This is a genomic window from Pandoraea apista, assembly GCF_001465595.2.
GTDB lineage: Bacteria > Pseudomonadota > Gammaproteobacteria > Burkholderiales > Burkholderiaceae > Pandoraea > Pandoraea apista.
Genome location: NZ_CP013481.2, coordinates 1,300,820 through 1,325,957, shown reverse-complemented (window position 1 = coordinate 1,325,957; position 25,138 = coordinate 1,300,820). Strand labels below are relative to the sequence as shown.

At 64.5% G+C, this 25,138-nt stretch carries 20 protein-coding genes and 3 pseudogenes; 13 read left to right on the top strand and 10 right to left on the bottom strand.

Annotation, left to right across the window (positions count from 1 at the left end; translation table 11 throughout):
- Positions 1 to 10 precede the first annotated feature (10 nt).
- Positions 11 to 730, top strand: a pseudogene (locus tag AT395_RS06190) (amino acid ABC transporter permease); the annotation flags it as partial.
- A 148-nt stretch (positions 731 to 878) separates the two neighbouring features.
- Here the strand turns inward: AT395_RS06190 and AT395_RS06185 are convergent.
- Positions 879 to 3,167 (bottom strand): NADP-dependent malic enzyme, encoded by a 2,289-nt coding sequence (locus tag AT395_RS06185; protein ID WP_048627831.1) that lies wholly within the window; start codon positions 3,165 to 3,167, stop codon positions 879 to 881.
- Positions 3,168 to 3,372: 205 nt separating this feature from the next.
- On the opposite strand from AT395_RS06185, the gene AT395_RS06180 reads away from it, so the two are divergent.
- The 3 genes and pseudogenes from AT395_RS06180 to AT395_RS26070 form a co-directional block, all read left to right on the top strand.
- On the top strand, positions 3,373 to 4,335 hold the full coding sequence (locus AT395_RS06180) for a LysR family transcriptional regulator (protein ID WP_042117263.1): 963 nt from the start codon (positions 3,373 to 3,375) through the stop codon (positions 4,333 to 4,335).
- Positions 4,336 to 4,466: 131 nt separating this feature from the next.
- Positions 4,467 to 5,729: an autotransporter strand-loop-strand O-heptosyltransferase gene (locus AT395_RS06175; RefSeq protein ID WP_048627832.1), complete on the top strand. Its 1,263-nt coding sequence runs from the start codon at positions 4,467 to 4,469 to the stop codon at positions 5,727 to 5,729.
- A pseudogene (locus AT395_RS26070) lies at positions 5,714 to 5,809 on the top strand (VOC family protein); the annotation flags it as partial. The gene AT395_RS06175 and the pseudogene AT395_RS26070, both read left to right, overlap by 16 nt.
- 40 nt (positions 5,810 to 5,849) lie before the next feature.
- Here the strand turns inward: AT395_RS26070 and AT395_RS06165 are convergent.
- Positions 5,850 to 6,866, bottom strand: a complete 1,017-nt coding sequence (locus tag AT395_RS06165) for a transporter (protein ID WP_048627833.1) — start codon at positions 6,864 to 6,866, stop codon at positions 5,850 to 5,852.
- A gap of 323 nt (positions 6,867 to 7,189) precedes the next feature.
- Between AT395_RS06165 and ppk2 the strand changes: the two genes are divergently transcribed.
- Entirely contained in the window at positions 7,190 to 8,110 is a 921-nt protein-coding gene (gene ppk2, locus AT395_RS06160) for a polyphosphate kinase 2 (protein ID WP_048627834.1), read from the top strand.
- 103 nt (positions 8,111 to 8,213) lie between these two features.
- Here ppk2 and AT395_RS06155 read toward each other — a convergent pair whose 3' ends face one another.
- The 3 genes and pseudogenes from AT395_RS06155 to AT395_RS06145 form a co-directional block, all read right to left on the bottom strand.
- A complete protein-coding gene (locus AT395_RS06155; protein ID WP_048627835.1) occupies positions 8,214 to 9,557 on the bottom strand; it encodes an ATP-binding protein in 1,344 nt (447 codons plus the stop codon).
- Positions 9,558 to 9,685: 128 nt separating this feature from the next.
- Positions 9,686 to 10,414 (bottom strand): annotated as a pseudogene (locus tag AT395_RS06150) (response regulator); the annotation flags it as partial.
- A gap of 17 nt (positions 10,415 to 10,431) precedes the next feature.
- Entirely contained in the window at positions 10,432 to 10,653 is a 222-nt protein-coding gene (locus AT395_RS06145) for a hypothetical protein (RefSeq protein WP_048627836.1), read from the bottom strand.
- A gap of 417 nt (positions 10,654 to 11,070) precedes the next feature.
- On the opposite strand from AT395_RS06145, the gene AT395_RS06140 reads away from it, so the two are divergent.
- From AT395_RS06140 to AT395_RS06125, 4 genes are all read left to right on the top strand, one after another.
- The gene (locus AT395_RS06140; RefSeq protein WP_052765406.1) at positions 11,071 to 11,565 is read left to right on the top strand and encodes a hypothetical protein; all 495 of its coding nucleotides are present in this window, start codon (positions 11,071 to 11,073) and stop codon (positions 11,563 to 11,565) included.
- A 123-nt stretch (positions 11,566 to 11,688) separates the two neighbouring features.
- On the top strand, positions 11,689 to 12,849 hold the full coding sequence (gene macA / locus AT395_RS06135) for a macrolide transporter subunit MacA (protein ID WP_042112620.1): 1,161 nt from the start codon (positions 11,689 to 11,691) through the stop codon (positions 12,847 to 12,849).
- Entirely contained in the window at positions 12,846 to 14,918 is a 2,073-nt protein-coding gene (locus AT395_RS06130) for a MacB family efflux pump subunit (protein ID WP_048627837.1), read from the top strand. The genes macA and AT395_RS06130 overlap by 4 nt, the downstream gene beginning before the upstream one ends.
- 107 nt (positions 14,919 to 15,025) lie before the next feature.
- Positions 15,026 to 16,507, top strand: coding sequence for an efflux transporter outer membrane subunit (locus AT395_RS06125; RefSeq protein WP_167370717.1), 1,482 nt, complete (start codon positions 15,026 to 15,028; stop codon positions 16,505 to 16,507).
- Positions 16,508 to 16,530: 23 nt separating this feature from the next.
- Here the strand turns inward: AT395_RS06125 and AT395_RS06120 are convergent, their stop codons facing one another.
- Positions 16,531 to 17,625 (bottom strand): Rossmann-fold NAD(P)-binding domain-containing protein, encoded by a 1,095-nt coding sequence (locus AT395_RS06120; RefSeq protein WP_048627839.1) that lies wholly within the window; start codon positions 17,623 to 17,625, stop codon positions 16,531 to 16,533.
- Positions 17,626 to 17,640: 15 nt separating this feature from the next.
- Between AT395_RS06120 and AT395_RS06115 the strand changes: the two genes are divergently transcribed.
- The 4 genes from AT395_RS06115 to AT395_RS06100 all read left to right on the top strand — a co-directional run bounded on the left by AT395_RS06115 (position 17,641) and on the right by AT395_RS06100 (position 21,305).
- On the top strand, positions 17,641 to 18,675 hold the full coding sequence (locus AT395_RS06115) for a CDP-6-deoxy-delta-3,4-glucoseen reductase (RefSeq protein WP_042112624.1): 1,035 nt from the start codon (positions 17,641 to 17,643) through the stop codon (positions 18,673 to 18,675).
- A 281-nt stretch (positions 18,676 to 18,956) separates the two neighbouring features.
- Positions 18,957 to 20,225, top strand: a complete 1,269-nt coding sequence (locus tag AT395_RS06110) for an acetylornithine transaminase (protein ID WP_224787418.1) — start codon at positions 18,957 to 18,959, stop codon at positions 20,223 to 20,225.
- A gap of 106 nt (positions 20,226 to 20,331) precedes the next feature.
- The gene (locus AT395_RS06105) at positions 20,332 to 20,829 is read left to right on the top strand and encodes a GNAT family N-acetyltransferase (protein ID WP_042112626.1); all 498 of its coding nucleotides are present in this window, start codon (positions 20,332 to 20,334) and stop codon (positions 20,827 to 20,829) included.
- Positions 20,826 to 21,305 (top strand): GNAT family acetyltransferase, encoded by a 480-nt coding sequence (locus AT395_RS06100; RefSeq protein ID WP_048627840.1) that lies wholly within the window; start codon positions 20,826 to 20,828, stop codon positions 21,303 to 21,305. The genes AT395_RS06105 and AT395_RS06100 overlap by 4 nt, the downstream gene beginning before the upstream one ends.
- Before the next feature lie 151 nt (positions 21,306 to 21,456).
- Here AT395_RS06100 and AT395_RS06095 read toward each other — a convergent pair whose 3' ends face one another.
- The 4 genes from AT395_RS06095 to AT395_RS06080 are packed head-to-tail and all read right to left on the bottom strand — an operon-like array spanning position 21,457 to position 25,067.
- Positions 21,457 to 22,170 (bottom strand): ABC transporter ATP-binding protein, encoded by a 714-nt coding sequence (locus AT395_RS06095; RefSeq protein WP_042112628.1) that lies wholly within the window; start codon positions 22,168 to 22,170, stop codon positions 21,457 to 21,459.
- A complete protein-coding gene (locus tag AT395_RS06090; RefSeq protein WP_039367441.1) occupies positions 22,170 to 22,943 on the bottom strand; it encodes an ABC transporter ATP-binding protein in 774 nt (257 codons plus the stop codon). Before AT395_RS06090 ends, AT395_RS06095 begins: the two co-directional genes overlap by 1 nt.
- A gap of 21 nt (positions 22,944 to 22,964) precedes the next feature.
- Positions 22,965 to 24,098, bottom strand: coding sequence for an ABC transporter permease subunit (locus tag AT395_RS06085; protein ID WP_042112630.1), 1,134 nt, complete (start codon positions 24,096 to 24,098; stop codon positions 22,965 to 22,967).
- Positions 24,099 to 24,116: 18 nt separating this feature from the next.
- Entirely contained in the window at positions 24,117 to 25,067 is a 951-nt protein-coding gene (locus AT395_RS06080) for a branched-chain amino acid ABC transporter permease (protein ID WP_042112632.1), read from the bottom strand.
- Between the last annotated feature and the right edge of the window lie 71 nt (positions 25,068 to 25,138).

Here is a 25,138-nt window from a genome sequence, read left to right as displayed (position 1 = left end):
AAAGCCTCGCATGCATTTCTCCGCCGTACTCGACAACCTGCCCTATCTGCTCTGGGGCGATTTTCCCGACGGCCCGCTCTCGGGGGCCGCGCTCACCCTCGTGCTCGCCACGATCAGCGCGGCGGCCTCCGGTGTGCTGGGACTGGCGGGCGGCATCGCGCTCGCCATGCTCGGCGGTCCGGCGCGTTGGATATTCACCTTCGCGATCGGCTTCTTCCGCGCCATTCCGGTGCTGATGCTGATCTTCTGGACGTACTTTCTGCTGCCGATTCTGTTCAACGTGAACGTGCCCGGACTCGCTACCGTGGCCTGTGCGCTCGCGCTGATCGGCGGCGCCTACCTCTCGCATACGGTCTACGCGGGAATTCGCGGCGTGGGCACCGCACAGTGGCAAGCGGGGATGTCGCTCGGACTCACGCGCGCGCAGACGTTGCGTCACATCGTGCTGCCACAGGCGCTGCGCATCATGACGCCGTCGTTCATCAATCAATGGGTATCGCTCGTCAAGGACACCTCGCTTGCGTACATCGTCGGCGTGGCGGAACTCTCTTTCGTCGCCACGCAGGTCAACAGCCGCCTGATGGTCTATCCGGCCGAAGTGTTCGCGTTCGTCGCGCTGATCTACTTCGCGATGTGCAGCGTGCTCGAATGGCTGTGCACAACGCTGCTCGGCAAGCCGTTGCGGCCGGAGGCCACAACGGAAACGGCGACCATGGAAAAGCCCCGGCGCGGCTGGCGGCGCATCGCGTCGATGCGTCTGCCGAACCTGCCGGGGCTTGTCAGCGTTCTCGGCCGCCTGAATCGGCGGAATCGGCTGAATCGCCACGACCGGCATCCCGCGCCGGGAACGTTACCCGAGCGCGAGCGCCGCGTGGATTTCAGTCACGATTGGCCTGGATGACGGTGAGGGCCGTCATGTTGATGATGCGTCGCACCGTCGAGCTGGACGTCAGCACGTTGACCGGTGCGCCCACGCCCAGCAGGAACGGCCCCACCGCCACATTGCTGCCCGCGCCCGTCTTGAGCAGGTTGAAGGCAATGTTGCCCGAATCCACATTCGGGCACACCAGCAGGTTGGCCGCGCCCTTCAGACGCGAGTGCGGCAGGATACGGCTGCGCAGACCTTCGTCGAGCGCGCAGTCGCCGTGCATCTCGCCGTCGATCTCAAGTTCCGGCGCTTGCGCCGTGACCATCTCCAGCACGCGACGCATCTTCGTGCCCGACGCCGCACTGCCCGAACCGAAGTTCGAGCGCGAGAGCAGCGCGACCTTCGGGTTAAGGTTCAGCCACGTCATCTGCCGGGCCGCCGCCAGCGTGAACTCGGCGATCTGCTCGGCCGTCGGATCGTCGTTGACGTGCGTGTCCACCAGCGCCACGGTGCGCTTGTCGAGCAGCAGAATGTTCATCGCTGCATAGGTGTTCGCGCCCGGTTGCTTGCCGATGACTTCGTCAACGAAGCGCAGGTGATCGTGGTAAGCGCCCACCGTGCCGCAGATCATGCCGTCGGCATCGCCCAGACGCACCATCATCGCGCCAATCAGCGTGAGACGGCGGCGCATCTCGACACGCGCCATTTCCTTCGTGATGCCGTCGCGGCAGCGCAGTTCCCAGTAGCTGGTCCAGTATTGATGGAAGCGCTCGTCGTAGTACGGGTTGGTCACTTCCACGTCTTCACCCAGACGCAGGCGCAGACCAAACTTTTCGATGCGGGCGAGCAGCACTTCCGGGCGGCCCACGAGAATCGGACGAGCCAGCTTCTCGTCGACGATGACCTGCACGGCACGCAGCACGCGCTCTTCCTCACCTTCCGCGAACACGATGCGGGCCTTGCCGCCGTCGCGCACCAATTGCTTGGCGGCCGAGAAGATGGGCTTCATGAACGCGCCCGAGTGGTACACGAACTGCTGCAATTGCTCGGCGTATGCGTCGAAGTCGGCGATCGGGCGGGTGGCCACACCGTCTTCCATCGCAGCACGCGCCACCGCCGGTGCGATGCGTACGATCAGGCGCGAGTCGAACGGCTTCGGAATCAGGTATTCCGGTCCGAACGACAGGTCGTAAGCGCCGTATGCGCTCGCCACGGAGTCGTTCGGCTCTTCCTGAGCGAGACCGGCAATCGCGTGAACGGCGGCGATCTCCATGCTGCGCGTAATCGTGGTGGCGCCCACGTCGAGCGCACCACGGAAGATGTACGGGAAGCACAGCACGTTATTGACCTGATTCGGGAAGTCCGAACGGCCCGTCGCGAGCACCACGTCGTCGCGGGCAGCACGCGCTTCTTCCGGGAAGATTTCCGGCGTCGGATTGGCGAGCGCCAGAATCAGCGGCCGCGCCGCCATCGTCTTGAGCATCTCCGGCTTGAGCACACCGCCGGCAGACAGGCCGAGGAACACGTCGGCGCCCTCGATCACTTCCGCCAGCGTGCGCTTGTCGGTCTTCTGCGCGAAACGGGCCTTGTCCGGATCCATGCCGACGGCACGGCCCTCGTACACCACGCCGTCGATGTCCGTCGCCCAGATGTTCTCGACCGGCAGTCCCAGATCGACCATCAGGTCCAGACAGGCGAGTGCGGCAGCGCCCGCGCCCGAGGTCACGACCTTCACGTCGCGAATGTCCTTTCCCACCACCTTCAGGCCGTTGATGAACGCGGCGCTGACCGTGATGGCAGTGCCGTGCTGGTCATCGTGGAAGACAGGGATCTTCATCCGTTCGCGCAGCTTGCGCTCGACGGTGAAACACTCGGGAGCCTTGATGTCTTCCAGATTGATACCGCCGAACGTGGCTTCGAGACTGGCAATGATCTCAACGAGCTTGTCCGGGTCGCTCTCGGTGATTTCGATGTCGAATACATCGATCCCGGCGAACTTCTTGAACAGGACGGCCTTGCCTTCCATGACAGGCTTGGACGCGAGCGCACCGATATTGCCCAGACCGAGCACAGCCGAGCCATTCGTGATCACGCCGACCAGATTGCCCCGCGCCGTGTACTTGAACGACTGCGCCGGATCGGCTGCAATTTCCTGACAGGGGATCGCAACGCCCGGGGTGTAGGCGAGCGCCAGATCGCGCTGGGTGACGAGCGGCTTGCTGGCCGTCACGGAGATCTTGCCCGGCGTCGGGAACTGGTGATATTCCAGGGCGGCCTGGTGATCGTTGTTGTTGCTCATGGCGTGTCGTCCTCGGTGAATGTCTCGGCTCTGCGTGGCGCTGCGGACCGTTCCGAAGACGGTTGCCGCCCTGGCGCATCAGATGTCAGGCCATTCTAGGCAGACGCCAGCGGGGGGCGATTCTGAATTACTATGGGGGCATCATATTTTCGGTATAAGCCCCGAGCATCGGGGGTTTCAGGGGGATTGAGGACAGATGGGGGCGGTGCCATTCGATACGGGGGAAGCGGTTCGGCGGCTGACGACCCGGCTCAAGATGCGTCATCTCGTGCTGTTGCTGCAAATCCAGCAACACGGCTCGCTCACTCGGGTGGCCGAGCATATGGCGACAAGTCAGCCGGCGGTCACGAGCGCCCTCGCGGAGCTGGAAAGCATGCTGGGCGGCGCATTGTTCGACCGCACCCCGCGCGGCATGACACCAACGCCGCTGGGCGCCGTGGTGCTGGCCCGGGCGCAAGCCATGGTGCACGATCTCGACCATCTGACCCGCGACATCGAGGCGGTGATGGCCGGTCACGCCGCAAGGCTTCAGGTGGGTGTGATCCCCTACATCTCCGGCAAGACGCTCGCCGCCGCCATTCAGCAGACCCTCGCCCAGATTCCCCAGCGGCTGACTGTCACCCTGCACGAAGGCACTAGCGAAGCGCTCATGGCGCAACTGCGCGATCACACGCTGGACGTCGTGATCGGGCGCGCCGCCGCCAGCGTTGATCTCTCGCAGGTGCAGTTCGAAGTCCTGCATCACCAGATGCCACGGGTGGTGGCCAGCCGCCGTCTGGCCGCCCGGCTCGGACGCAGCGCTCCCGTGTGGTCGCAACTGGCCGAGCTTGACTGGGTCATGGGTGCGCCCAACACGCCGATGCGCGATCAACTCTCCGACCTCTTCCTGCATGCGGGCGTGGTGCCGCCGGTGCCTGTGGTCGAGAGCTTCTCGTCGCGCCTGACCGGGGAATTGCTGGCGAGCAGCGAGCGCGCGGTATCGCTGCTGCCCGCCGACATTGCCGAGGAGCTGGTGCGCGTGGCGGGCGTGGCCGTCGTGCCGTGGTCGCTGACCTGGACCCTGCCCCCCGTGGCGATGTTCACGCGTCGTGAGAACCCGCGCGAGACGCATCGGCTTTTCACGCAGGCCCTGCGCGCGCAATACCAGACGATGACCGGCACGACCTGAGCGTTTTCCTTCCCGCAGAAAGGCTCCGAAAGGGATCATGACGGCAAAACCGGCCAATTTCGTGAATTGGGCCCCTTTCGGCACGTTTGCCGCACAATTGCCTGCGAGCCGTCCGGCGTAAGGTGTCGTGCATGAACGATGCCGTCTCTACCCCCTCACAACCCGACGCAACGACCGGCGCAACATCGCCCGATCCCGCGCCGGTGGTGACACCGTTTGTCGCGTCGCCACACCAGATCTTTCTGGCGCCCGCCCTGTTGCCCACGCAAGTGGGTCCCGCCGGCCTGCGTTTTGACTTCAACGACGGCGCACGCGTGGTCATTCCCGATTTCGGTCAACCGCTGCCGTGGCGCGTGCGCATCAGCGATTTGCGCGATGACACCACGCTCGCCGAGGTATCGCTGTCCTCAGGGGTTGTGCGTAGCCCCGTGAAGTACTTCGTGCCCTATGGCATCACGATCTGGCTGAACGACGTGGTGGTCTTCGAGCATCGCTACGAGGCGCGCGATCAGGACGTGCTCGTGCAATTCCCGGTCGCGGCGCTGGGCGACGTGCTCGGCTGGCTGCCCTATGCCCTGCGGTTCGCCGATACCCACGCTTGCCGTCTGGCCTGCGTGGTCACCCCTGCTGTGGCGGCATTGTTCCGCGACGCGTATCCCGGCGTGGACTTCGTTGCGCAAGACAAAGTCGAGCGGCGCAAGTACTACGCAACGTACAACGTGGGCCTGTTCTTCGACGATCACGGATTCACCCAGCAACCGCGCGACTTCCGGGAGACGGGGTTGCATCGTACGGCCGCGCACATTCTCGGTGTCGACGACGCCGAGGCACCGGCAAAAACGGCGTTGCCGGACGTGTCGCGGCCAATGGCCGAACCGTATGTGTGTATCGCCGTCCAGAGCACGGCGCAATGCAAGTATTGGAACCGGCCCGACGGATGGAATACCGTCGTGGCCGGTTTGCGCGAACGCGGCGTGCAGGTGGTGTGCATCGATCAGAAGGCCCGGCACGGCAAAGGCGATTTCTGGCAATCGGTTCCTCAGGGCGCGATCGATGCAACGGGCAATCTGCCGCTGACCGAACGCGCACGCTGGCTGATGCACGCGAACGCGTTCATCGGCTTGTCGAGCGGCTTGGCGTGGCTGGCGTGGACGATGGGCACCCCCACGGTGCTGATTTCGGGCTTTACGCTGCCGCACAACGAGTTCACCACACCATACCGCGTGATTGCGCGCAACGTCTGTACCGGCTGCTGGCACGACCCGGCATTGCGCTACGATCACAACGACTTTCACTGGTGTCCACGGCACAAGGGCACCGCGCGGGCGTTCGAATGCTCCCGGGAGATTCGCCCGGAGGACGTACTGGCCGCAGTGGATCGGATACCCGGCTGAAGGCCTGCGGCGTTGAGCTCGCGCAGGCGCCGGTCGAGCGCTATGGCAGCATCGACGCCGGATTCCGCGCCCCCGCCGGCGTCTCTCGTCTCTCGTCTCTCGTCTCGCGCTTCGCGTCACTCAATCCGGGCGGCGCCGGAACGCCCACCCGCCGGCAGCGGCAGTTCCGGTCGCCACAATGGCGACCAGCACCCAGAAGCCGTGCGGATGATCCGAGAGCGGAATACCCCCCACGTTCATGCCGAAAAAACCTGCCACGATATTGATGGGCAAGGCGAGTACGGTCACGACCGTGAGCGTGTAGATCGTGCGCTCGGTGCGCTCGCTGACCATCGCCGCGATCTCTTCTTGCAGCAGTTTTATCCGCTCCAGCAGTGCAGACAGGTCGCTGAGCACCACCGCGAACTCTTCCGTCGCCTGACGGAACTCCTGCACATCTTCGGCATGCCCCCACACCGGAGGGCGGCTCAGCAGTCGAAAGAGCGCCGCGGGCTCGGGCGCCAGCAGCCGCTGCAATCGCACCAGCACCCGGCGCAACGAGCCCAAATCTGCGCGATTGCTCTCGATACGTTGCTGTAACAAGCGATCTTCAACGGTATCCACACGACGACTCGTCTCACACACGATACGTTCAAGCACATCCGCCTGATCGCGCAGCAAATGCACGAGCAACGCCAGCGGCGAGCGGAAGGCTTCGCCGCGTTTGACCGACGCCCTCAGCTTGTCGATCGATCGCAGCGGCTTCACGCGCCCGGTCACCAGCAGGCGGGCGTTAGCGGCGACACGTAGCGTCGAGATCTCCGATTGCGCAATATCGAAGGCGAAAATAACGTCGTTGATCACGGCAAGCAGCCAGTCGTCCGAATGTTCAATGCGCGTGGAACGCGAACCTTCGCTCAGGCTCTCGTAGAATTCGTGAGGCAGGCTCAGGTGCTGTTGCAGCCACTTCTCGCACGCGGCGTGCGCGAAATTGAAGTGCAGCCAGAGGAAGCCCTCCGCGCGCGCACCTTGCGCCAGCCACCCGAGCGCCTCGGCCGAATCGATCGGTTCGGGCGGCGCGCCATCGGTAAAGCGGTAGCCGTAGATCAGGCCAGCCTGATCGCAGCCATAAGCGTTGTGAACTAGGTCGGCGAACATGCGCGCTGTGTCTGAACGAACGTGGGGAATGGCCTGACCCGCACCGCAGCGCGGTGGGATCGGACATCATGACAATGTCACATTTCATTTTCGTGACAATCAAACCCCACACTGCCAAGGCCGCTCACGCCCGCCCAGCGGGCTTCGACGGCAAATCCGGCCGAACCGTGTTCATCAACGCCATGCGGGTGTCATAAAATCGTCGCATACTCGGAACGGATTCTCGGGCATACCTTGCATGCGATATCGCGCAACGTCTGCCTGCCGTCACCCAGGATACAAGGGTGCCTTTTGTGTTTTCTGGCCCGTAAGAGATCGTCGCCATGACCCAATTCGATTCCGACGCCGACCACGACGCCTCGCTAGCGCGTCGCCTCCAAGATGATCTGATCGACAGCTACGACGAAGAGATCGAGATGGAGATCGACGACCTTCGTCTGCCCGGCCTCAACGATCTGACCGACGCGGCACGCAGCGATCGCCTGCAATATTTCCGCGAACTGTTCCGTCTGCAAGGCGAACTCGTCAAGTTGCAGGATTGGGTCATGCGCAGCCGTCATCGGCTCGTGGTGATCTTCGAAGGTCGCGATGCCGCCGGCAAGGGCGGTGCGATCAAGCGCATTACACAGCGCCTGAATCCTCGTGTGTGCCGCGTGGCAGCCCTGCCCGCCCCCAACGATCGCGAGCGCACGCAGTGGTACTTCCAGCGTTATGTCCAGCACCTGCCCGCCGCCGGCGAAATCGTGCTGTTCGACCGTAGCTGGTACAACCGCGCAGGCGTGGAACACGTGATGGGCTTCTGCACGGAAGGCGAATACGAAGAGTTCTTCCGCTCGGTGCCCGAGTTCGAGAAGATGCTCGTGCGCAGCGGTATCCAGATCGTCAAGTACTGGTTCTCGATCTCCGACGAAGAGCAGGAGGCGCGCTTCCTCGCTCGCATTCAGGACCCGCTCAAGCAGTGGAAGCTCAGCCCGATGGATCTGGAAAGCCGTCGTCGCTGGGAGAGCTATACGCACGCCAAGGAAGTGATGCTCGAGCGCACCCACATTCCGGAAGCGCCGTGGTGGATTGTGCAGGCAGACGACAAAAAACGCGCGCGGCTGAATTGCATTCATCACCTGCTGGCGCAAGTGCCGTATCACGACGTAGAGCGCTCGCCCGTCGTACTGCCCGAGCGTGCGCGCAGCGAGGATTACATTCGTCACCCGGTGGCGGATGAAATGATCGTGCCGGAGATTTACTGAGGTCGGTTGCGTGATGACGATTCAGACGGCTCGGACGGCTCGGACGGCACATTGCAGCGCCTGAGCCCTTCGAGCCGGATAATCCGGCAAGCGTTCGAACCGCTCAGGCGGCCTGAGCGCCCGCCGGCCCGTTCGCCGAAGTCAGCGGCAAACGCAGCGTGACCCGCAGACCACCGCCCTGCGCCTTGTCCAGACGCACGGTGCCGCCCAGTCCCTCGACCAACCGCCCGACCAGCGACAGACCCAGTCCGCAATGGCCTTCCCCGCCACGCGATGCGTCCAGCCGCACGAACGGCCGCATCGCCAGCGCCACCTGATCGTCGGGGATTCCGGCCCCGCAATCGCTCACTTCGATATATCCCTCGGCACCCTCGCACCACGTTGCCAGACGCACCGGCGCCTCACCGTGCTCCAGCGCGTTGTCGACAAGATTGGACATCACCCGGTCAAGCAGCGTTCGCGGCAACGTGAAGCCCGGGCCGGCACGCAAATGACAAACGAACAGCGAGGCGTCCGCTTCCGGGTCTGCACTGGCCGGTGCAGCCGCAACGCCGTTGCCTTCGTCTTCGTCTGCCGGGAATTGCTCGCGCAGAAACGCGTCGACACCCACCTGCGGACTCGTATCGGCTTCGTCGCGCGCGTAAGCGAGAAACTGCTGCACGATGTGATCGATGGATGCGATGTCGCGCACGAACCCGTCGCGCGAACTCTCGCTGTCGATCAGATCGGCGCGCAAACGCAACCGCGTGAGCGGCGACTTCAAATCGTGCGCAATGCCGGCGAGCATGATTGCCTGATTGTCTTCGGCTTCGGCAAGCCGCTTGGCCATGTCGTTAAAGGCGTGCGTGAGGTCGCGCAACTCATGCGGCCCCTGCTCGGGCAACAACGCCGGGCGGCGCCCCCGCGCAATCACGCGCGCCGCTTGCGCCACTCGCGCAATCGGCCGCTGCATTTGCCATGCCATCAGCAACGCCAGCAACACCGCGCCGATCAGAATGCCTACCGTCTCGCGCACGAACGGCGGCATCGGCGGCAAGTCGAGGCCGATCACGATCCACTCGGTGTGCTGCGGCAGCAAGACCCACAGGCTGCCTCGCTTGCGCTCGTTGACCATGTGCAACTGCGTACCCGGCGGCAATCGCGAGAGCAGTTCCTGACGTAGTCGGGCAGCACGCTCGTCGTCCGCACCATCGGCAAAGGCCGGGGCTTGCGCCAGCGGCACGCGCCGAAGCCCGTGCGGCGGTGCAAGGCTACCGGGGGCGACCGCCCGCTGGTCCACGCTCTGAATCGCAACCAGCAAACCGCGGGCGAAGCCGTCCACCTGCTGGCGCGGACGCTGGTAAAACACCAGCGCGCTCCACACCAGATGCATCACCAGCAACACGGCAATGCCCAGCCATGCCATGCGCGCGAACAGGGAGTCGCGCAGCGGCCAGCGCAGATTCACGCAACCGACTCCCGCCAGCCGCGCACCGTTCGCTTGTTGACCGATGCCGACGGAGCGAGCGACAACGCGCTGCCACTGTCGCTGTGGTTCTCGCCATCGCCAACGTCCTCACCACCGGATCGCTCACGCGCGTCGGACGTCGCACCTTCGGACAATTCGCCGCCAGGCACGAACACGTAGCCCTTGCCGCGAATCGTCTGGATGTAACGCGGCTCCGACGGGTCGGTTTCGATGAGACGCCGCAGACGCCACACCGGCACGTCCAGACTGCGATCGCGGAACGCAATTCCGTCGCCGTAGAGCATGGCATGCAGCTTCACGCGCGGCAGCACCTGCATCGGATGCTGCGTGAACGCCTTGAGCATGGCGAATTCCGTATCGCGCAGCGGCAGACGCTCGCCCTCGCGCTGCAATGTGCGCAGCGAGAAATCGAGTTCGAACGGGCCGAAACGGTACGGCGCGCGTGCATCGGGCGCGCTGGCGGCCACCGGCCCGCGACGGCGCAGCACCGCGTGAATGCGGGCCAGCAACTCGCGCGGATCGAAGGGCTTGGCGAGATAGTCGTCCGCGCCCAATTCCAGCCCGAGTGCCCGGTCGAGCGGACCGCCGCGCGCCGAGAGCATGATGACCGGGATGTCTTCGCCGGCGGCGCGCAGATCCTGCAACGCCCGCAGGCCATCGCGCTCCGGCATCATGATGTCGAGCAGAATCACCGACGGCCGCTCGAGTTCGAGCCGGCGCAGCAGCGACGCACCGTTGTGAAGCACCGAGACCTGCATGCCATTGGCATGCAGCAATTCGCGCAAGAGGTCGCGAACGACAGGATCGTCATCGACCAGCAGAACATGCAGACTCATGAAATTCTCTCGGTAATTTAAGTTTGACGCGGTGCGCGCGCGTCTTGCGACAGTTGCACGGCACTGTCTTGCGTCACGGCGGGTGGCTCCGGCGTACTGGAGAGCGCCCGCAGCGCATTCGTAAATCGATCCGGCGACGACGTTGCCCGGTGTGTACCGACCGTCGCGGCAGATCCCTGCCCCGGCAAACGCCAGGCGCGATGCAGCGCCGCACCCGGCGCGCCAATCCCCATGGACATGACTGATGCTCCTTCGGTGTCGAGATACACCGCAGTTTGCCCGCCCGTCCAGTCTCGCGTTGGCCGAAGCATCTTATAAAATGGCGCCTAATCCTTATTTCAGAAAGGATTGGTAAGGTCGATCGCCCCCGGATATCGGCGTGGCAAGCCGTCAAATACCGAGAAGCCAGATATTTAGGCGACGTTAAGCGATATAGCGTGCAATTATATCCATTTCGCCGCGTGCGCGCCGATACCACGGCATTATCCACATTGCTTGCATGTCGCACGGGAGGCAGCATGTGCCGGGCAATCTTCACACTGTGCAGTCGCAGCGCAATCGTCCTGATGACGGCGCTCTCGTTAAACGCCTCTGCCCCGGCCGCCCCGAACGCCTTGTCAGACGGGGCCGGCGGGGCATCGGGCCCGGTCTCCGGTATGCCGGCCGCCGCGACCGTGCAGAATTTCGGCCACGATCCCTTTCTCCATATTTCCACAGCCATCCCCGACTGTCCCATTCCACTTGGCCCCGCCATGCGCGAATCCGACTGGCTGGCCGACGCGCATCACCGTATCGAAAAGGGGAATCACTGCTGGCTCGAAGGACGCTGCCGGCTGTCGAACAGTTATCGCTACGACGCGGAGATCGCCGAAGCCGCCCAGCGACGACTCTCAAGCATTGCCGCCGATATTCCGTGGGCCACGCAAACATCGCTCTGGTTGACATTTCAACGCCGCATCGTCGTCGTACAGGGGTGTATCGCCCCCGGCTTTGCCCTGGCGAAATTCCTCAAGGCGCTGGGTGAGACCGCCGATGTGGAAGCGGTGGTCGACCAGGTGGTGGTGCGACGTCCGGGCGCGCCCCTGCCGCGTCTGACTTATCCAACGCCCGAACATCCCGACTTGCCCGCTGGCGCCCGTCCCTTGCCGTGACCTCGCGCGCAGGTCAACTCTGTTCACAAAGTCCCAACAACTGAAAACAGTTTGCAACGCCCCCATTGATTAGGATCGCCACAGGTCCGCACATTGCGGAATCCATGGGCTGATTTCCGATCGATGAAGCGTTTCACTGTGTTCCCCCTTGCATGTCTTACGCGCCGTCGCAAGTTCGGCGTGGCGGCGCTCGTTGCTATTTGCGGTCTCGCTATCTGGCTGTGGCCGCACCCAAAGCCGCCCGCGTATCTCAGCGCGAAAGTCACGCGCGGCGATCTCGAAGACGCCGTGCTTGCCACGGGCGTGCTTCAACCCATCAGGCAGGTGGAGGTCGGCTCGCAGGCCAACGGGCAGTTGCGCTCGCTCAAGGTGGTGCTCGGCGATCACGTCACCAAGGGGCAACTTCTCGCGGAAATCGATCCGACATCGAGCGACAACGATCTGCGCGAAGCGAGCGCCGGGCTCACCACGCTGGTGGCGGATCGTCGCGCCAAGGCGATTCGTCAGGCGCAGGCCCAGCGAGAGTTGGCACGCCAGCGCCAATTGGCCCGCGACGACGCCACTTCGCCACGCGATCTGGAAAAGGCGCGCACCGAGTCCGACGCCCTGACGGCCGAACTGGCATCGCTCGACTCGCAAATCCGTCAGCAGAACGTGAAGGTCGACAAAGCCCGCACGAACCTGTCGCACACGCGCATCACCGCACCGATCAGCGGAACGGTCACGGCCATCACCACGCAAGAAGGTCAAACGGTCACGGCGATCTATCAGATCCCGACCATACTGAAGGTCGCCGATCTGACGATGATGACCATTCGCGCGCAGGTGTCCGAGGCCGACGTCGTGCGTATCCGCGAAGGCCAGCATGTGTATTTCACGATTCTCGGCGCTCCCGAAACGCGCTATGAAGGCCGGCTGCGTGTCATTCAGCCCTCGCCCGAGAAGATCAACAACGCGATCTTTTTCAACGCGCTCTTCGACGTGCCGAACCCGAACGGCGTACTGCGTCCCGACATGACTGCGCAGGTCTCGATCGTGCGCGCGCGCATTGCCAATGCGCTGACGTTTCCGTCGGTCGCCCTCGGCGAGAAGCGCGCCGACGGCCGCTATCGCGTACGCGTGCTCGACAAGCACGGCGACGCGCACGCGCGCTGGGTCAAGATCGGGCTCGATAACCGGCTCACGGCGCAGGCGCTCGACGGCTTGTCCGAAGGCGATCGGGTCGTGACCGCCGATCCGACCGATGCACCGCCCGGCGGCGGCGATACCGGGAGCCTGCTGTGACCCGCACCGCCGCCCCGTTGCTGCGCCTCACGGGCATCTCGCGCACGTTCGGCGAGGGCGTAGGCGCCGTCACCGTACTGCGCGACGTGGAACTCGAGATCGGGCGCGGCGAAATGGTGGCGATCATGGGGCCGTCAGGCTCCGGCAAGTCGACACTGATGAACGTGCTCGGCTGCCTCGACCGGGCCAGCAGCGGACGCTACGAAATCGACGGCCACGACGTCGCCTCGCTCAGCGACGATGCACTCGCCGCACGTCGGCGCGAGCACTTCGGCTTTATCTTCCAGCGTTACCATTTGATGGGGCATCTCACGGCGCAAGGTAATGTCGAAGTGCCCGCCGTGTACGCCGGCTCGCCTAAGGAGCGCCGCGCTGCACGCTCGGCAGCACTGCTGGAGCGCCTTGGACTCGGCAAACATCTGTCGCATCGGCCATCGCAAATGTCGGGCGGGCAGCAGCAACGCGTGAGCATTGCGCGGGCGCTGATGAACGGGGGCGACATCATACTCGCCGACGAACCGACCGGCGCGCTCGACAGCCGGAGCGGCCATGAGGTCATGCAGATCCTGCGCGAATTGCATGCACGCGGGCATACGATCATTCTCGTGACCCACGATCCCGGCGTGGCGGCGTGGGCGCAACGCATCATCGAGATTGCCGACGGCCGGATCGTGCGCGATCGCCTGAACGATCCGATCGCGCCGAGCGCGCAGGACGAACCAGACAACCCAGGCGATACGCGTCACCGGCCGCCCTCCGATCCAGTCGACACGAAGCGATACGAGACATCGCGCAAAAGCGCCCGGGAGCGGGACCCGGCGGCCGCCGCGAGCCGCCCTCGCGCCGGATCTCTCACTGGCTGGCTACGTGGCTGGCCGACGTTCTCGGAAAGCCTGTCGATGGCGTGGCATGCGCTGGCGTCGCACCGGCTGCGCACCGGACTGACGATGCTCGGCATCGTCATCGGCATCACGTCGGTCGTGTCGCTCTCGGCCATCGGCGAGGGCACGAAGCAACGCGTGCTCAACGACATCGGCAATATCGCGCCCAACACGATCACCGTGATCCGCGGCAAGGATTTCAACGACGACAAGGCCGCCGAGATTCGCACGCTGCTGCCGCGCGACGCCGCCCTGCTCGCGGCCCAGCCGTACACCGACAGCGTGACACCGCAAGTCGGGCCGCGTACCGCGCGCATGCGTTTCGGGCGTCTCGACACCGACGCGCAGGTGCATGGCGAAGGCGCCGATTTCCTGCGGGCGAACGGCCTGAAGCTCGCGCGCGGGCGCAGCTTCGATGCTGCGGAAGTCGAGCGTCAGGCGCAAGTGGCGCTTCTCGGCGAAAACACGCTGAGGAAGCTCATGCCGAATGGTGGCGATCCCATCGGTCAGACCGTGCTCGCAGGGTCCCTGCCATTGCGAATCATCGGTGTGGTGCGCGATCGCTCGTCGATGTTCGTGAGCCGCTCGCTCAACGTTTATGTTCCGTGGACGACGGTGGCGAGCCGTCTGGCGGGGCAGCAGCATCTCGAGTCGATCACCGTGCGGATTCTCGACGGGCATCCGCCGGCGGCGGCCGAGGTCGGCATCATCCGCGCGCTCACGCGGGCGCACGGTCAGAAAGACTTCTTCACGTTCAACATGGACACCATCGTGAAGTCGATCTCGCGCACGAGCCAGATGCTCACACTGCTGCTCTCGTTCGTGGCGTTGATCTCGCTCGTGGTGGGCGGCATTGGCGTGATGAACATCATGTTGGTATCGGTCACAGAACGCACCCGTGAGATCGGCATTCGACGCGCCATCGGCGCGCGCCGTCAGGACATTCTCCGGCAGTTCCTGATCGAAGCGGTGCTCGTCTGCCTGATGGGCGGCGCCGTCGGTGTCGCGCTGTCCTGCGCGATCGGCTGGCTCGTGGCGGCCCTCGTGCCGCAAGTCGCCGTGGTGTTTTCGGTGCGCACGGTTACCGCCGCAGTGATGTGTTCATGCGCCATCGGTGTCGTGAGTGGCTGGTGGCCCGCGCGCAGTGCCGCGCGGCTCGACCCGGTCGACGCCCTGGCGCGCGAGTGATTTTGATTTACCCCCAACCGTCCCGCAGCGCCCCCCTCTGGCTCGGGATGGCTTTATACCCCGCGCGCGATTCGGTGTCGCGCGCGGGGGTCTTTTTGACGGATTCGATGATTCGCTTTTCCAGACGTCTTCACGCACGCTGCACACTGGCCGAGATGCCGACGCTGCTGTCGCTCTGCGCCGCAGCCGTCGCCGTCGCCGCCATGCTCGCCGGGTGCAGTCTGACACGCACGGACTATGAACGCCCCGCGCTGCCTGTCCCCGCACAATTCGGCACGCCGCTCGATGGCGCGCACAGCACCACCGACAACGCGCCTCTACGCGACGACAACACTATCGATCCCTGGTGGCAAGCGTTCCGCGACCCGCAACTCGACACACTCGTCAGACAGGCGCTGGCGACCAACCCCGGGCTCGCTCTCAAGGCATTGCAGGCGGATCGCGACGCGCTGCAAGCCGGGCTGACCGGCGCGAATCGCTGGCCGCAGTTCTCCGGCACCGTGACCGGCGCCAAATCGCGCGCGCTGGACGGCGGCCAGGCCGCGCTCGCCTACAGCGGGCAGACACAAACGATGTCGGGCGCCAGCATTGGCATCAGCTACGAGATCGATCTGTGGCACAAGCTCGCTGCGCAACGCGACGCGGCCCAGTGGCAAGCCGCCGCCAGTGCATGGGATCGGCGCGCAGCCGCGCTCTCGCTGTCGAGTCAGGTCGCATCGCTCTATTGGCGGGTGGCGTATCTGAACGAGAACGTGCGCAGCGCCGCCGAGGATCTCACCGCCGCCGAGCGGACCGTGGCGCTGGTCGACGCCCGCCGGCGCGCCGGGGCCGTCTCGGCAATCGATGCGGTACAGGCACAGCAGGATCGCGATGCCCTGGCAGGCACGCTGGCGGAATGGGAGCGGCTGCGCGACACGGCACGTCATTCGCTCGCCAACGCGTTGGGCCTTCCCGCACAGACACGCTTTGCCGAAAGCGCCACGCTCGCCCCCGCACATCTGCCCGACATTGCGCCGGGATTGCCCGCGTCGTTACTGGCGCAACGCCCCGATCTCGCCGCCGCCGAGACCCGTGTGCGTGCGCGTCTGGCCGATGTCGATGCCGCGCGGCTTTCGTTCTATCCGTCGATCACGCTCAACGGCGCAGCCACCACCGGGAGCGATTCGCTCTCGCGCCTGCTGGCCAACCCCGTGGGCACGCTCGCGGCCACGCTGACCATGCCGTTCCTGCAAGTCCAGACGGCGCGCTTCACTACCGCGCTCGCCCGCAACGACTACGAACAAGCGGTCGCCACGTTCCGCAGCACCCTGCTCACGGCGCTCACCGAAGTCGAAGACGCGCTCTCGGCACGCGAGCGCACGTCGGTGCAGTACGCGTCGCTCGCCAGCGCCGCGACGTTGGCGCAGCGCGCGGCGGACCTGTCCAGCGCCCGCTACCGTGCCGGGGACATTGATCTGCAAAGCTGGCTCGACGCGCAGCGGCTTGCCCGTCAGGCGCGCCGCAACACGGCGCAGTCGCGGCTGGGTCAGATCGACGCGACACTCTCGCTCGTCAAGGCGCTGGGCGGTACGCTGGGAACCGATGACTGACGATGACTCACCCTCGGCGAGGCTCAGGCGGCCTCGCTCGACGGTGGTGCGGGAGGTAACGTCGCCAGCAGCGTAGCCACGTCGGGGTACATCAGCCGATATCCCAACTCGCGCTTGAGACGCGTGTTGGCGAGCCGACGCGACTCCGACATGAACGACAGCAGCGTCGGTTCCAGCACGCGGGCGGCTTCGTCGCGCGAGATGCGCGGCGGGCGGGCCAGCCCCAGCGCGTCGGCCACATGGTCGAAATACTCCCCCATGCGCCACTCGGTATCGTCGCTCGCGTGCACCACCCGCTGTGCCTTGCCGCGCCACATCGCGCGAATCAGGATCGCAGCGAGATCGTCGGCGTGAATATGATTGGTGAAAACGTCGTCGCTCGCCCGCAAGGCCGGCGTGCCGCGCTGCAAACGCGCGACAGGGAGACGGTCTGCCGCGTAAATGCCCGGAATTCGCACGATAGAGGCCCGCCAGGGGGCTCGGGCGTGCTCGGTGTGCCGCCACGCGGCGCGCGTGCCCGTTGCCGCTGGCGCCCTGCTGCGGCCCGGTCCGGCGGCCAGCCACCGGCGAACCGAACGAGAATGGGTCGACGAACGGCCGAGGGCGCGTATCGTCGCCTCGGCATCCACGCGGCGCTGCCCGCGTGGCGAACGCGGCTGCGGCGTGCGGGTCTCATCTACGAGCGCACCGCCACAGTCGCCGTACACGCCGCTGGTGCTCGCGTAGACCAGCACGCGACGGGGGGCTCGTGGCAGGTGCGACAAGGCCCGTTGCCCCCCCTCGGGTACAATGACGGGCTTCGGCGGACGTGCCAGCGTCGCGCGCAAACGGCGCGTGCGCAGGTCTAGCGAGCCACTGCCGGCAACCCCCGCCGGGGGAGCCAGATGCAGCACCCGCGGGGCAAGACGGCTTATGCGATGCAGGCTCGCCGCATCGTCCAGATTCGCGACGACGGGGACAGCCCCCGCCGCGCGCAACGCCGCATGACGGGCGTTGCTGGACGTCACGGCAAAAACGCGAAAACGTTTGACGAGGGCCGGCAGCGCACGCATGCCGACGTCGCCGCAGCCTACGACCAGCAGGCGCGGGCGACCGAAGGATTTCGACGAATTTTTCATTTTTCGGATTGTAGTATGGCTTACAACGTTTCTCTCGTGCCGAGCGGGCGCGAGTTTCAGGTCGAAGACGGCGAGGCCGTGCTCTCCGCTGCGTTGCGTCAGGGCATCGGCCTGCCTTACGGCTGCAAGAACGGCGGCTGCGGTTCCTGCAAGGCCAAGCTGGTCGAAGGCAGCGTCGAACACGGTGCGCACTCCGCCTCGGCGCTCACGAAAGACGAAGAAACGCGCGGCTTTGCGTTGCTGTGCTGTGCCCATGCCAAAGGGGATCTCGTCATCGAATCGCGCGAAGTCAAAGGCATCGGCGACATTCCGGTCAAACGCCTGCCGTGCCGCGTGAACGCTCTTGAGCGGCGCGCCGACGATGTCATCGTGATGCGTCTGCAATTGCCTGCCAACGAGCGCTTCCAGTACCTCGCCGGCCAATACATCGAGTTCATCCTGAAAGACGGCAAACGGCGCAGCTATTCGATGGCGACGGCGCCGCACGAAGAAGGCTTCCTCGAACTTCACCTGCGCCACATGCCCGGCGGCGCGTTCACCGATCACGTTTTCAACCACATGAAGGAGCGCGAGATCCTGCGCTTCGAAGGGCCGCTGGGCACATTCTTCCTGCGCGAAGACTCGGACAAGCCCATTGTGTTGCTCGCCTCGGGCACCGGCTTCGCACCGATCAAAGCCATTGTCGAGCACGCCGTCCATAAGGGCCTCGATCGCCCGATGACGCTTTACTGGGGCGCGCGACAGTTGAAGGACATCTACCTGCGCGAGCTGGCCGAACAGTGGGCGCGTGACATTCCCGGCTTCCGGTTCGTGCCGGTACTCTCGGAGGCCGCACCGGAAGACCAGTGGCAGGGCCGTACAGGCTTCGTGCATCGCGCCGTGGCCGAAGACCTGCCGGATATGTCGGGCTACGAAGTCTACGCTTGCGGTGCGCCAGTGATGGTGGAGGCGGCGCGCCGCGACTTCATCGCGCATCACCACTTGCCGGAAGACGCGTTCTTCGCCGACGCCTTCACGACCGAAGCCGACAACCCCGGCGGCGGTCAGTAATCAGTGAGACGGGAGACACATGCCGCCCGCAAAGATGCACGCACGCCACAGTCCGTGCATACCCTTTGACAAGCGCCGCGTGAGCCCCTTATGCTTGCCGACATGAACCTGATTGCCATCGCCTCGATCCGACGTCGCCGTACGCTGCCCCAACCGGGATGCCGCGCGGCACGCTATCGACTGCGATAACACGCAGGTTCTCAAGCACAGCGAAGCCACGGGCAACCCCCGTGGCTTTTTTTATTTCCCGTCTCTCTCACCTTCGCCCTTCGGAGACCTTCATGTCGCTTGCCAATTCGTCAGCCTCTTCCGCCATCCCGTCGTCGACCGCGCCCAAATCGACACGCAACGCCAAGTTCTCGGAGTTCGCCACCCAGGCGTTGCTGCCTATCACCTCGCGCCCGGACCTCGTATTCACGCACGGCAAGGGGGGCTGGCTGTACGACCACGACGGCAAGCGATATCTCGACTTCATTCAGGGCTGGGCCGTGAACAGCCTCGGGCATTGCCACCCGGTCATGCGCGACGCCCTCGCCACGCAAGGCGCGATGCTGCTCAACCCCAGCCCCGCGTACTACAACGTGCCGATGATCGAGCTGGCCGACCTGCTCGCCAACCTCTCGGGACTCGGCAAGGTCTTCTTCGCCAACAGCGGCGCCGAAGCCAACGAAAGCGCCATCAAACTCGCGCGCAAGTGGGGCCAGTTGCATCCGGGCGCCTCGGGCAACGCCCGCTTCGAGATCATTACCTTCAAAAATGCCTTCCATGGCCGCACGCTTGCCACCATGTCCGCAAGCGGCAAGCCGGGCTGGGATACCATCTTCGCGCCGCAAGTGCCGGGCTTTCCGAAGGCCGAGATGAACGATATCGCGTCGGTCGAAGCACTCATCGGCCCGGACACCGTCGCCGTGATGCTTGAGCCGATTCAGGGCGAAGCCGGCGTCGTGCCGGCCACCGAGGCGTTTATGAAGGCATTGCGCGAACTCACGAAAGCGCGCGGGTTGTTGCTGATCGTCGACGAAGTGCAAACAGGGTGCGGGCGCACGGGCACCCTCTTCTCGCATCAGCAGGCTGGCATCGTGCCGGACATCATGACGCTCGGCAAGGGCATCGGTGGCGGCGTGCCGCTGGCCGCCATGCTCTGCGGCGACGAGTTCGCCGTGTTCCAGCCGGGCGATCAGGGTGGCACATACAACGGCAACCCGCTCATGTGTGCGGTGGGCCTTGCGGTCATGCGCACGCTCAGCGCGCCGGGCTTCCTCGAATTCGTGCGCGCACAGGCGGACTATCTGAGCGCCGGCTTGCAGCATCTGTCGTCGCGCTACGGCGGCGAGGGCGAACGCGGGGCCGGCTTGCTGCGCGCGCTGATGCTTGGGCGCGACATCGGCCCGCAACTGGTTGAAGCCGCGCGCGAAGCAACGCCGGACGGGTTGTTGCTCAACTCGCCGCGCCCCCACCTGCTGCGCTTCATGCCTGCGCTGAATGTGAGCCGCGACGAGATCGACCAGATGCTTTCGATGCTCGACACGCTGCTCGCCAAACACGTTTGACGATTCCATGAGGACATCCGGCTGACACGCCGGACCGACGCCTGCCGCGCGCCCGGCGACTCCCGGGCCGCGCAATGCGGGCGCTATCGCACAGGAGACACCTTCCATGAACGATCTCAGTCAAGGGCGCCCGACGCCGCCCGGCGACGCCATCGTCGAAATTTCCACCGATCCGGCGCGGCTCGACATCGGGTTCATCCATCACGCGCTCTCGACGCAGACGCAGTGGGCCAAGGACATTCCCAAGGACACCCTTATGCGCGCCATTTCCCACTCATTGTGCTTCGGCGCCTATGCGACGCAGGTGGAAGGCGGCCCGGCGCATCAGGTCGGGTTCGCGCGCGTGATTACCGACCGCGCAACGTTCGCCTATCTGGCCGACGTCTTCGTCGACCCGTCGATGCGAGGGCTGGGAATCGGCAAGCGTTTGTGCGAGAACGTGCTCGCACACCCGGCGCTGCAACAGCTACGCCGCTTTCTGCTCGCCACCACCGACGCCGCAGGTCTCTATGCCCGCTACGGCTTCGAGCCACTCGGCCCGGTGAACAAAATGATGCAAATCCATCGTCCCGACATCTACACAGACAAACAGGAAGCGTCATGATCGCCACGCCCGCCGACATTCACATCCGGACATTCGATAACACCGATACCGACGCCGTGATCGCACTCTGGCGCGAGGCGTTCCCGGAGTACAACTCGCCGGACAAGCCGCATCGCGAGCCGCGACGCTCGATTGCCAACAAGATGGCCATGCGCGACGGGCTGTTCTTCGTCGCCGTGCGCGACAACAAAATCGCAGGCACGGTCATGGCGGGTTACGACGGGCACCGCGGCTGGGTCTACTCGCTGGCCGTTGCGCGCGTATTACGCCGTCGCGGCGTGGCGAGCGCGTTGCTGCGTCACGCGGAAATCGCACTGGCCGAACGCGGTTGCCTGAAGCTCAATCTGCAAGTGCTCACGCAATCGCGCGATGCGCTGGCGTTCTATACCGCGCACGGTTATGCGGCGGACGATGTCGTGAGCCTCGGCAAACGGTTGCCGCTCGCCTCGGTCGCCAACGTCTCGGTGTTGCAATAGCGGGGCGCCATCGTGCGTCGCACCGGAGCGGCGCCTCACGCTTCAACCTCACGCCGTCGTGCGACGCAAAAACACCAAGGGCGCCGGAGTTGCCTCCGGCGCCCTTGGCTTAACGTCCGGCTTGCGTCGGACGTTCATGCTCGCTGAGTGCTTACTCCCCGAGATACGCGGCGCGCACCTTCGGGTCGTCGAGCATGTCCTTCGCATCACCGGTCATGGTGACGAGTCCGCTGTCCATCACATAGCCACGATGCGCGGCTTGCAGCGCCAAGCGCGCGTTCTGCTCAACGAGCAGCACCGTTACGCCTTCGCCCGACACCGTACGCACCACCTCGAAGATCTTCTCGACCATGATCGGCGAGAGGCCCATCGACGGCTCGTCGAGCAGCAACAGCTTGGGCTGGCTCATCAGCGCACGCGCCATCGCCAGCATCTGCTGCTCACCGCCCGAGAGCGTGCCGGCGAGCTGATCCTTACGCTCTTTCAGACGCGGGAAAATGCCGAACATCTTGTCGACGTCCTGCTTGATACCCGCGTTGTCGTTGCGCAAATACGCGCCCATTTGCATGTTCTCGAGGATCGTCATGCGCGTGAAAATGCCGCGCCCCTCCGGCACCATGGCGAGACCTTGCTTGAGCAGATCGAACGCTTTCACGCCGCGAATCGACTTGCCCAGATACTCGATGTCACCCTCGGCCCACGGCAACAGCCCCGTGATCGCCTTCATGGTGGTCGTCTTGCCCGCACCGTTCGCGCCGATTAGCGTGACCAGTTCGCCCGGCTGGATATGCAGGTCGATTCCTTTGACCGCTTTGATCCCGCCGTAAGCGACTTTCAGGCCCTTGATCGTCAACATTGCGCTCATCAATGGCCTCCTGCACCGAGATACGCTTCAATCACCGCCGGATTTTTCTGCACATCCTGCGGCAAACCTTCGGCAATCACCTTGCCGTAATCGAGCACCGTCATGCGGTTGCACAAGCCCATCACCAGCTTCACGTCGTGCTCGATGAGCAGGATCGTCTTGCCGTCGCTGCGGATCTTGTCGAGCAGCCCGCGCAGCTCGACCTTCTCCGTGGCGTTCATGCCGGCCGCCGGCTCGTCGAGCGCGAGCAGCTTCGGATCGGTCGCCAACGCACGCGCAATCTCGAGACGGCGCTGGTGGCCATACGAGAGATTCGCCGCCGTGTAGTTGGCGTATTTCGCCACGCCCACGTACTCGAGCAACTCCATCGCGCGATCGCGAATGGCGCGCTCCTCGGCCTTCGCGCCGGGGTAACGCACAATCGCACCGATCACGCCCATCTTCGTGCGCACGTGACGACCCACCATCACGTTCTCAACAACGGTCATGCCGCCAAACAGGCGAATGTTCTGGAACGTGCGGGCAATCCCCGCGCGCGCCACTTCGTGCACGGCGGTCGGCTTGTAGGTACTGCCGTCGAGCGTAAATTCGCCGGAATCCGGCGTGTAGAGGCCGGTGATCACGTTGAAAAACGTGGTCTTGCCCGCACCGTTCGGGCCGATCAGCCCATAGATTTGCCCCGGCTTGATCTCCAGCCCCACATCCGTGAGAGCCTGCAGACCGCCGAAGCGCTTGTTCACGCCCTTGACGGACAGAAGAATTTGTTCGCTCATATTCAGGTCATCTCCCTCGGCTTACAGAGTCCGTTCTTCCGGACGCGGCGACGGCCACAGGCCGGCCGGACGGTACAGCATGATCAGAATCATGGCCAGACCGTACAGCAACTGCCGGATCACTTCGGGATCGACGATGACGCTACCGAACAACTTCATCTGCAACGGGCCCATGGTCGAGCGCAGGATCTCGGGGAAGGCCGAGAGCAGCACACCGCCCAGAATCACGCCCGGAATATGACCCATGCCGCCGAGCACCACCATGGAGAGCACGACGATCGACTCCCAGAAGGTGAACGACTCAGGCGAAACGAAGCCCTGGAACGCGGAGAACATGCCACCCGCCACGCCGCCGAACGACGCCCCCATGGCAAACGCAAGCAACTTGATGTTGCGCGTGTTGATCCCCATGGCCTTGGCGGCGATTTCGTCTTCACGAATCGCCACCCAGGCGCGGCCGATACGCGAGTGCTGCAAGCGTACGCAGACGAACGCAATGACCAGCGCGAGGAACACGAACAGGTAGTAGTACATGTACACCGAGTTGACCTTGAACCCGAAGAATTCATGCGCTTTCGAGAAGTCAAAGCCGAACAACGACGCGGGCTGGATACCGGTGATCCCCTTCGGGCCATTGGTGATATTCACCGGCCGGTCGAGGTTGTTCATGAAGATACGGATGATCTCGCCGAAGCCCAACGTCACGATGGCCAGATAGTCCCCGCGCAGTCGCAACGTCGGCGCGCCGAGCAAAATGCCGAAGATCGCCGCGACCGCCGCCCCGATCGGTATGGTGAACCACACAGGCACATGCAGACCGCCCGGGAACATATGCCCGATCCACTCGAACTGCGTGGTCAGGTGAGGCGAGCTGAGGAACGCCGTGACGTACGCGCCCACCGCATAGAACGCGATGTAACCCAAATCGAGCAGGCCGGCGAAGCCCACCACGATATTCAGGCCCAGCGCGAGCATGATGTAGAGCAGCGCAAAGTCGAGCACGCGCACCCAGTAGTTGCCGCCGGCATAGCCGACGAGCACAGGCGCGATAACGGCTGCGATCAGGAAGAACGCAAGGCCGCGATAGGCCTTGCGTGTGGCCGCCGCCGCAGAAATCTGCGTGGCCGGCGCGGAGGTTTGCACAGGTTGATTCATGATGTGACGACCTCCCGCTTATGCACGATCGGCCACGCGTTCGCCGAGCAGACCACTCGGACGGAACACCAGCACGATGATCAGAACGACGAAAGCAAACACGTCCTGATAGTTACTACCGAACACGCCACCGGTGAGATCGCCGATGTAGCCCGCACCCAATGCTTCAATGAGGCCCAGCAGCACGCCGCCGACCATGGCGCCTTGCAGGTTGCCGATACCGCCGAGCACCGCCGCCGTGAACGCCTTCATTCCGGGAATGAAGCCCATGTAGAAGTGGGCATTACCGTAATTCGACGCCATCATGACGCCCGCGAGCGCTGCGAGAGCCCCCCCCAGTGCAAACGTGGCCGAGATCACGAAGTTGGGATTCACCCCCATGAGGCCCGCAACGTTGCGGTTCTCCGCCGTCGCGCGCATGGCGCGTCCGAGCTTGGTGCGGTTCACGAGCTGCGTCAGGCCGAACATCACGAGGAATGCGACCACCACGATCACGATACCGGTGCCGTTGGTCACGGCGCCCGGATGATCGCCGCGCTGCGGAATGATCGTCATGGCGTCGGTGGGCAGCAGTTGCGGGAACGACAGCGGGTTACGCGACCAGATCAACATGGCGATCGTCTGCAACAGCAGCGACACGCCAATGGCCGTGATCAGCGGCGCCAGACGCGGCGCATTGCGCAACGGCCGGTAAGCCACGCGCTCGATCACGAAGTTGGTCAGCGCGCACACGGGCATACACACCAGCGTGGCGATGGCCAGCATAAGCGCCGGGTTCATGTCCGGCGCGACTTTCAACAACAGGTTGATGGTAGATAGCGCGACCATCGCGCCAATCATCATCACATCGGCGTGGGCAAAGTTGATGATGCCCAGAATGCCGTAGACCATCGTATAACCCAGCGCAATGATCGCGTACACGCTACCAAGCACGAGGCCGTTCAAGATTTGTTGGATAAAAATATCCATGAAGCTAACTCCTTGTCCCGAAAACGGGCTCTCGACACGCGTGCCCGATAGGGCGTGCGAGGGGGTCGAGA

Bases quoted from the DNA above. Each gene is read 5' to 3' on its own strand.
- AT395_RS06100 (WP_048627840.1), top strand. From the start codon at position 20,826: ATGATCGCCACGCCCGCCGACATTCACATCCGGACATTCGATAACACC.
- AT395_RS06090 (WP_039367441.1), bottom strand. From the start codon at position 22,943: ATGAGCGAACAAATTCTTCTGTCCGTCAAGGGCGTGAACAAGCGCTTC.
- AT395_RS06105 (WP_042112626.1), top strand. From the start codon at position 20,332: ATGAACGATCTCAGTCAAGGGCGCCCGACGCCGCCCGGCGACGCCATC.
- AT395_RS06125 (WP_167370717.1), top strand. From the start codon at position 15,026: ATGATTCGCTTTTCCAGACGTCTTCACGCACGCTGCACACTGGCCGAG.
- AT395_RS06140 (WP_052765406.1), top strand. From the start codon at position 11,071: ATGCCGGCCGCCGCGACCGTGCAGAATTTCGGCCACGATCCCTTTCTC.
- AT395_RS06085 (WP_042112630.1), bottom strand. From the start codon at position 24,098: ATGAATCAACCTGTGCAAACCTCCGCGCCGGCCACGCAGATTTCTGCG.
- AT395_RS06185 (WP_048627831.1), bottom strand. From the start codon at position 3,167: ATGAGCAACAACAACGATCACCAGGCCGCCCTGGAATATCACCAGTTC.
- AT395_RS06165 (WP_048627833.1), bottom strand. From the start codon at position 6,866: ATGTTCGCCGACCTAGTTCACAACGCTTATGGCTGCGATCAGGCTGGC.
- AT395_RS06145 (WP_048627836.1), bottom strand. From the start codon at position 10,653: ATGTCCATGGGGATTGGCGCGCCGGGTGCGGCGCTGCATCGCGCCTGG.
- macA (WP_042112620.1), top strand. From the start codon at position 11,689: ATGAAGCGTTTCACTGTGTTCCCCCTTGCATGTCTTACGCGCCGTCGC.
- AT395_RS06175 (WP_048627832.1), top strand. From the start codon at position 4,467: ATGAACGATGCCGTCTCTACCCCCTCACAACCCGACGCAACGACCGGC.
- ppk2 (WP_048627834.1), top strand. From the start codon at position 7,190: ATGACCCAATTCGATTCCGACGCCGACCACGACGCCTCGCTAGCGCGT.
- AT395_RS06110 (WP_224787418.1), top strand. From the start codon at position 18,957: ATGTCGCTTGCCAATTCGTCAGCCTCTTCCGCCATCCCGTCGTCGACC.
- AT395_RS06115 (WP_042112624.1), top strand. From the start codon at position 17,641: ATGGCTTACAACGTTTCTCTCGTGCCGAGCGGGCGCGAGTTTCAGGTC.
- AT395_RS06120 (WP_048627839.1), bottom strand. From the start codon at position 17,625: ATGAAAAATTCGTCGAAATCCTTCGGTCGCCCGCGCCTGCTGGTCGTA.
- AT395_RS06080 (WP_042112632.1), bottom strand. From the start codon at position 25,067: ATGGATATTTTTATCCAACAAATCTTGAACGGCCTCGTGCTTGGTAGC.
- AT395_RS06095 (WP_042112628.1), bottom strand. From the start codon at position 22,170: ATGAGCGCAATGTTGACGATCAAGGGCCTGAAAGTCGCTTACGGCGGG.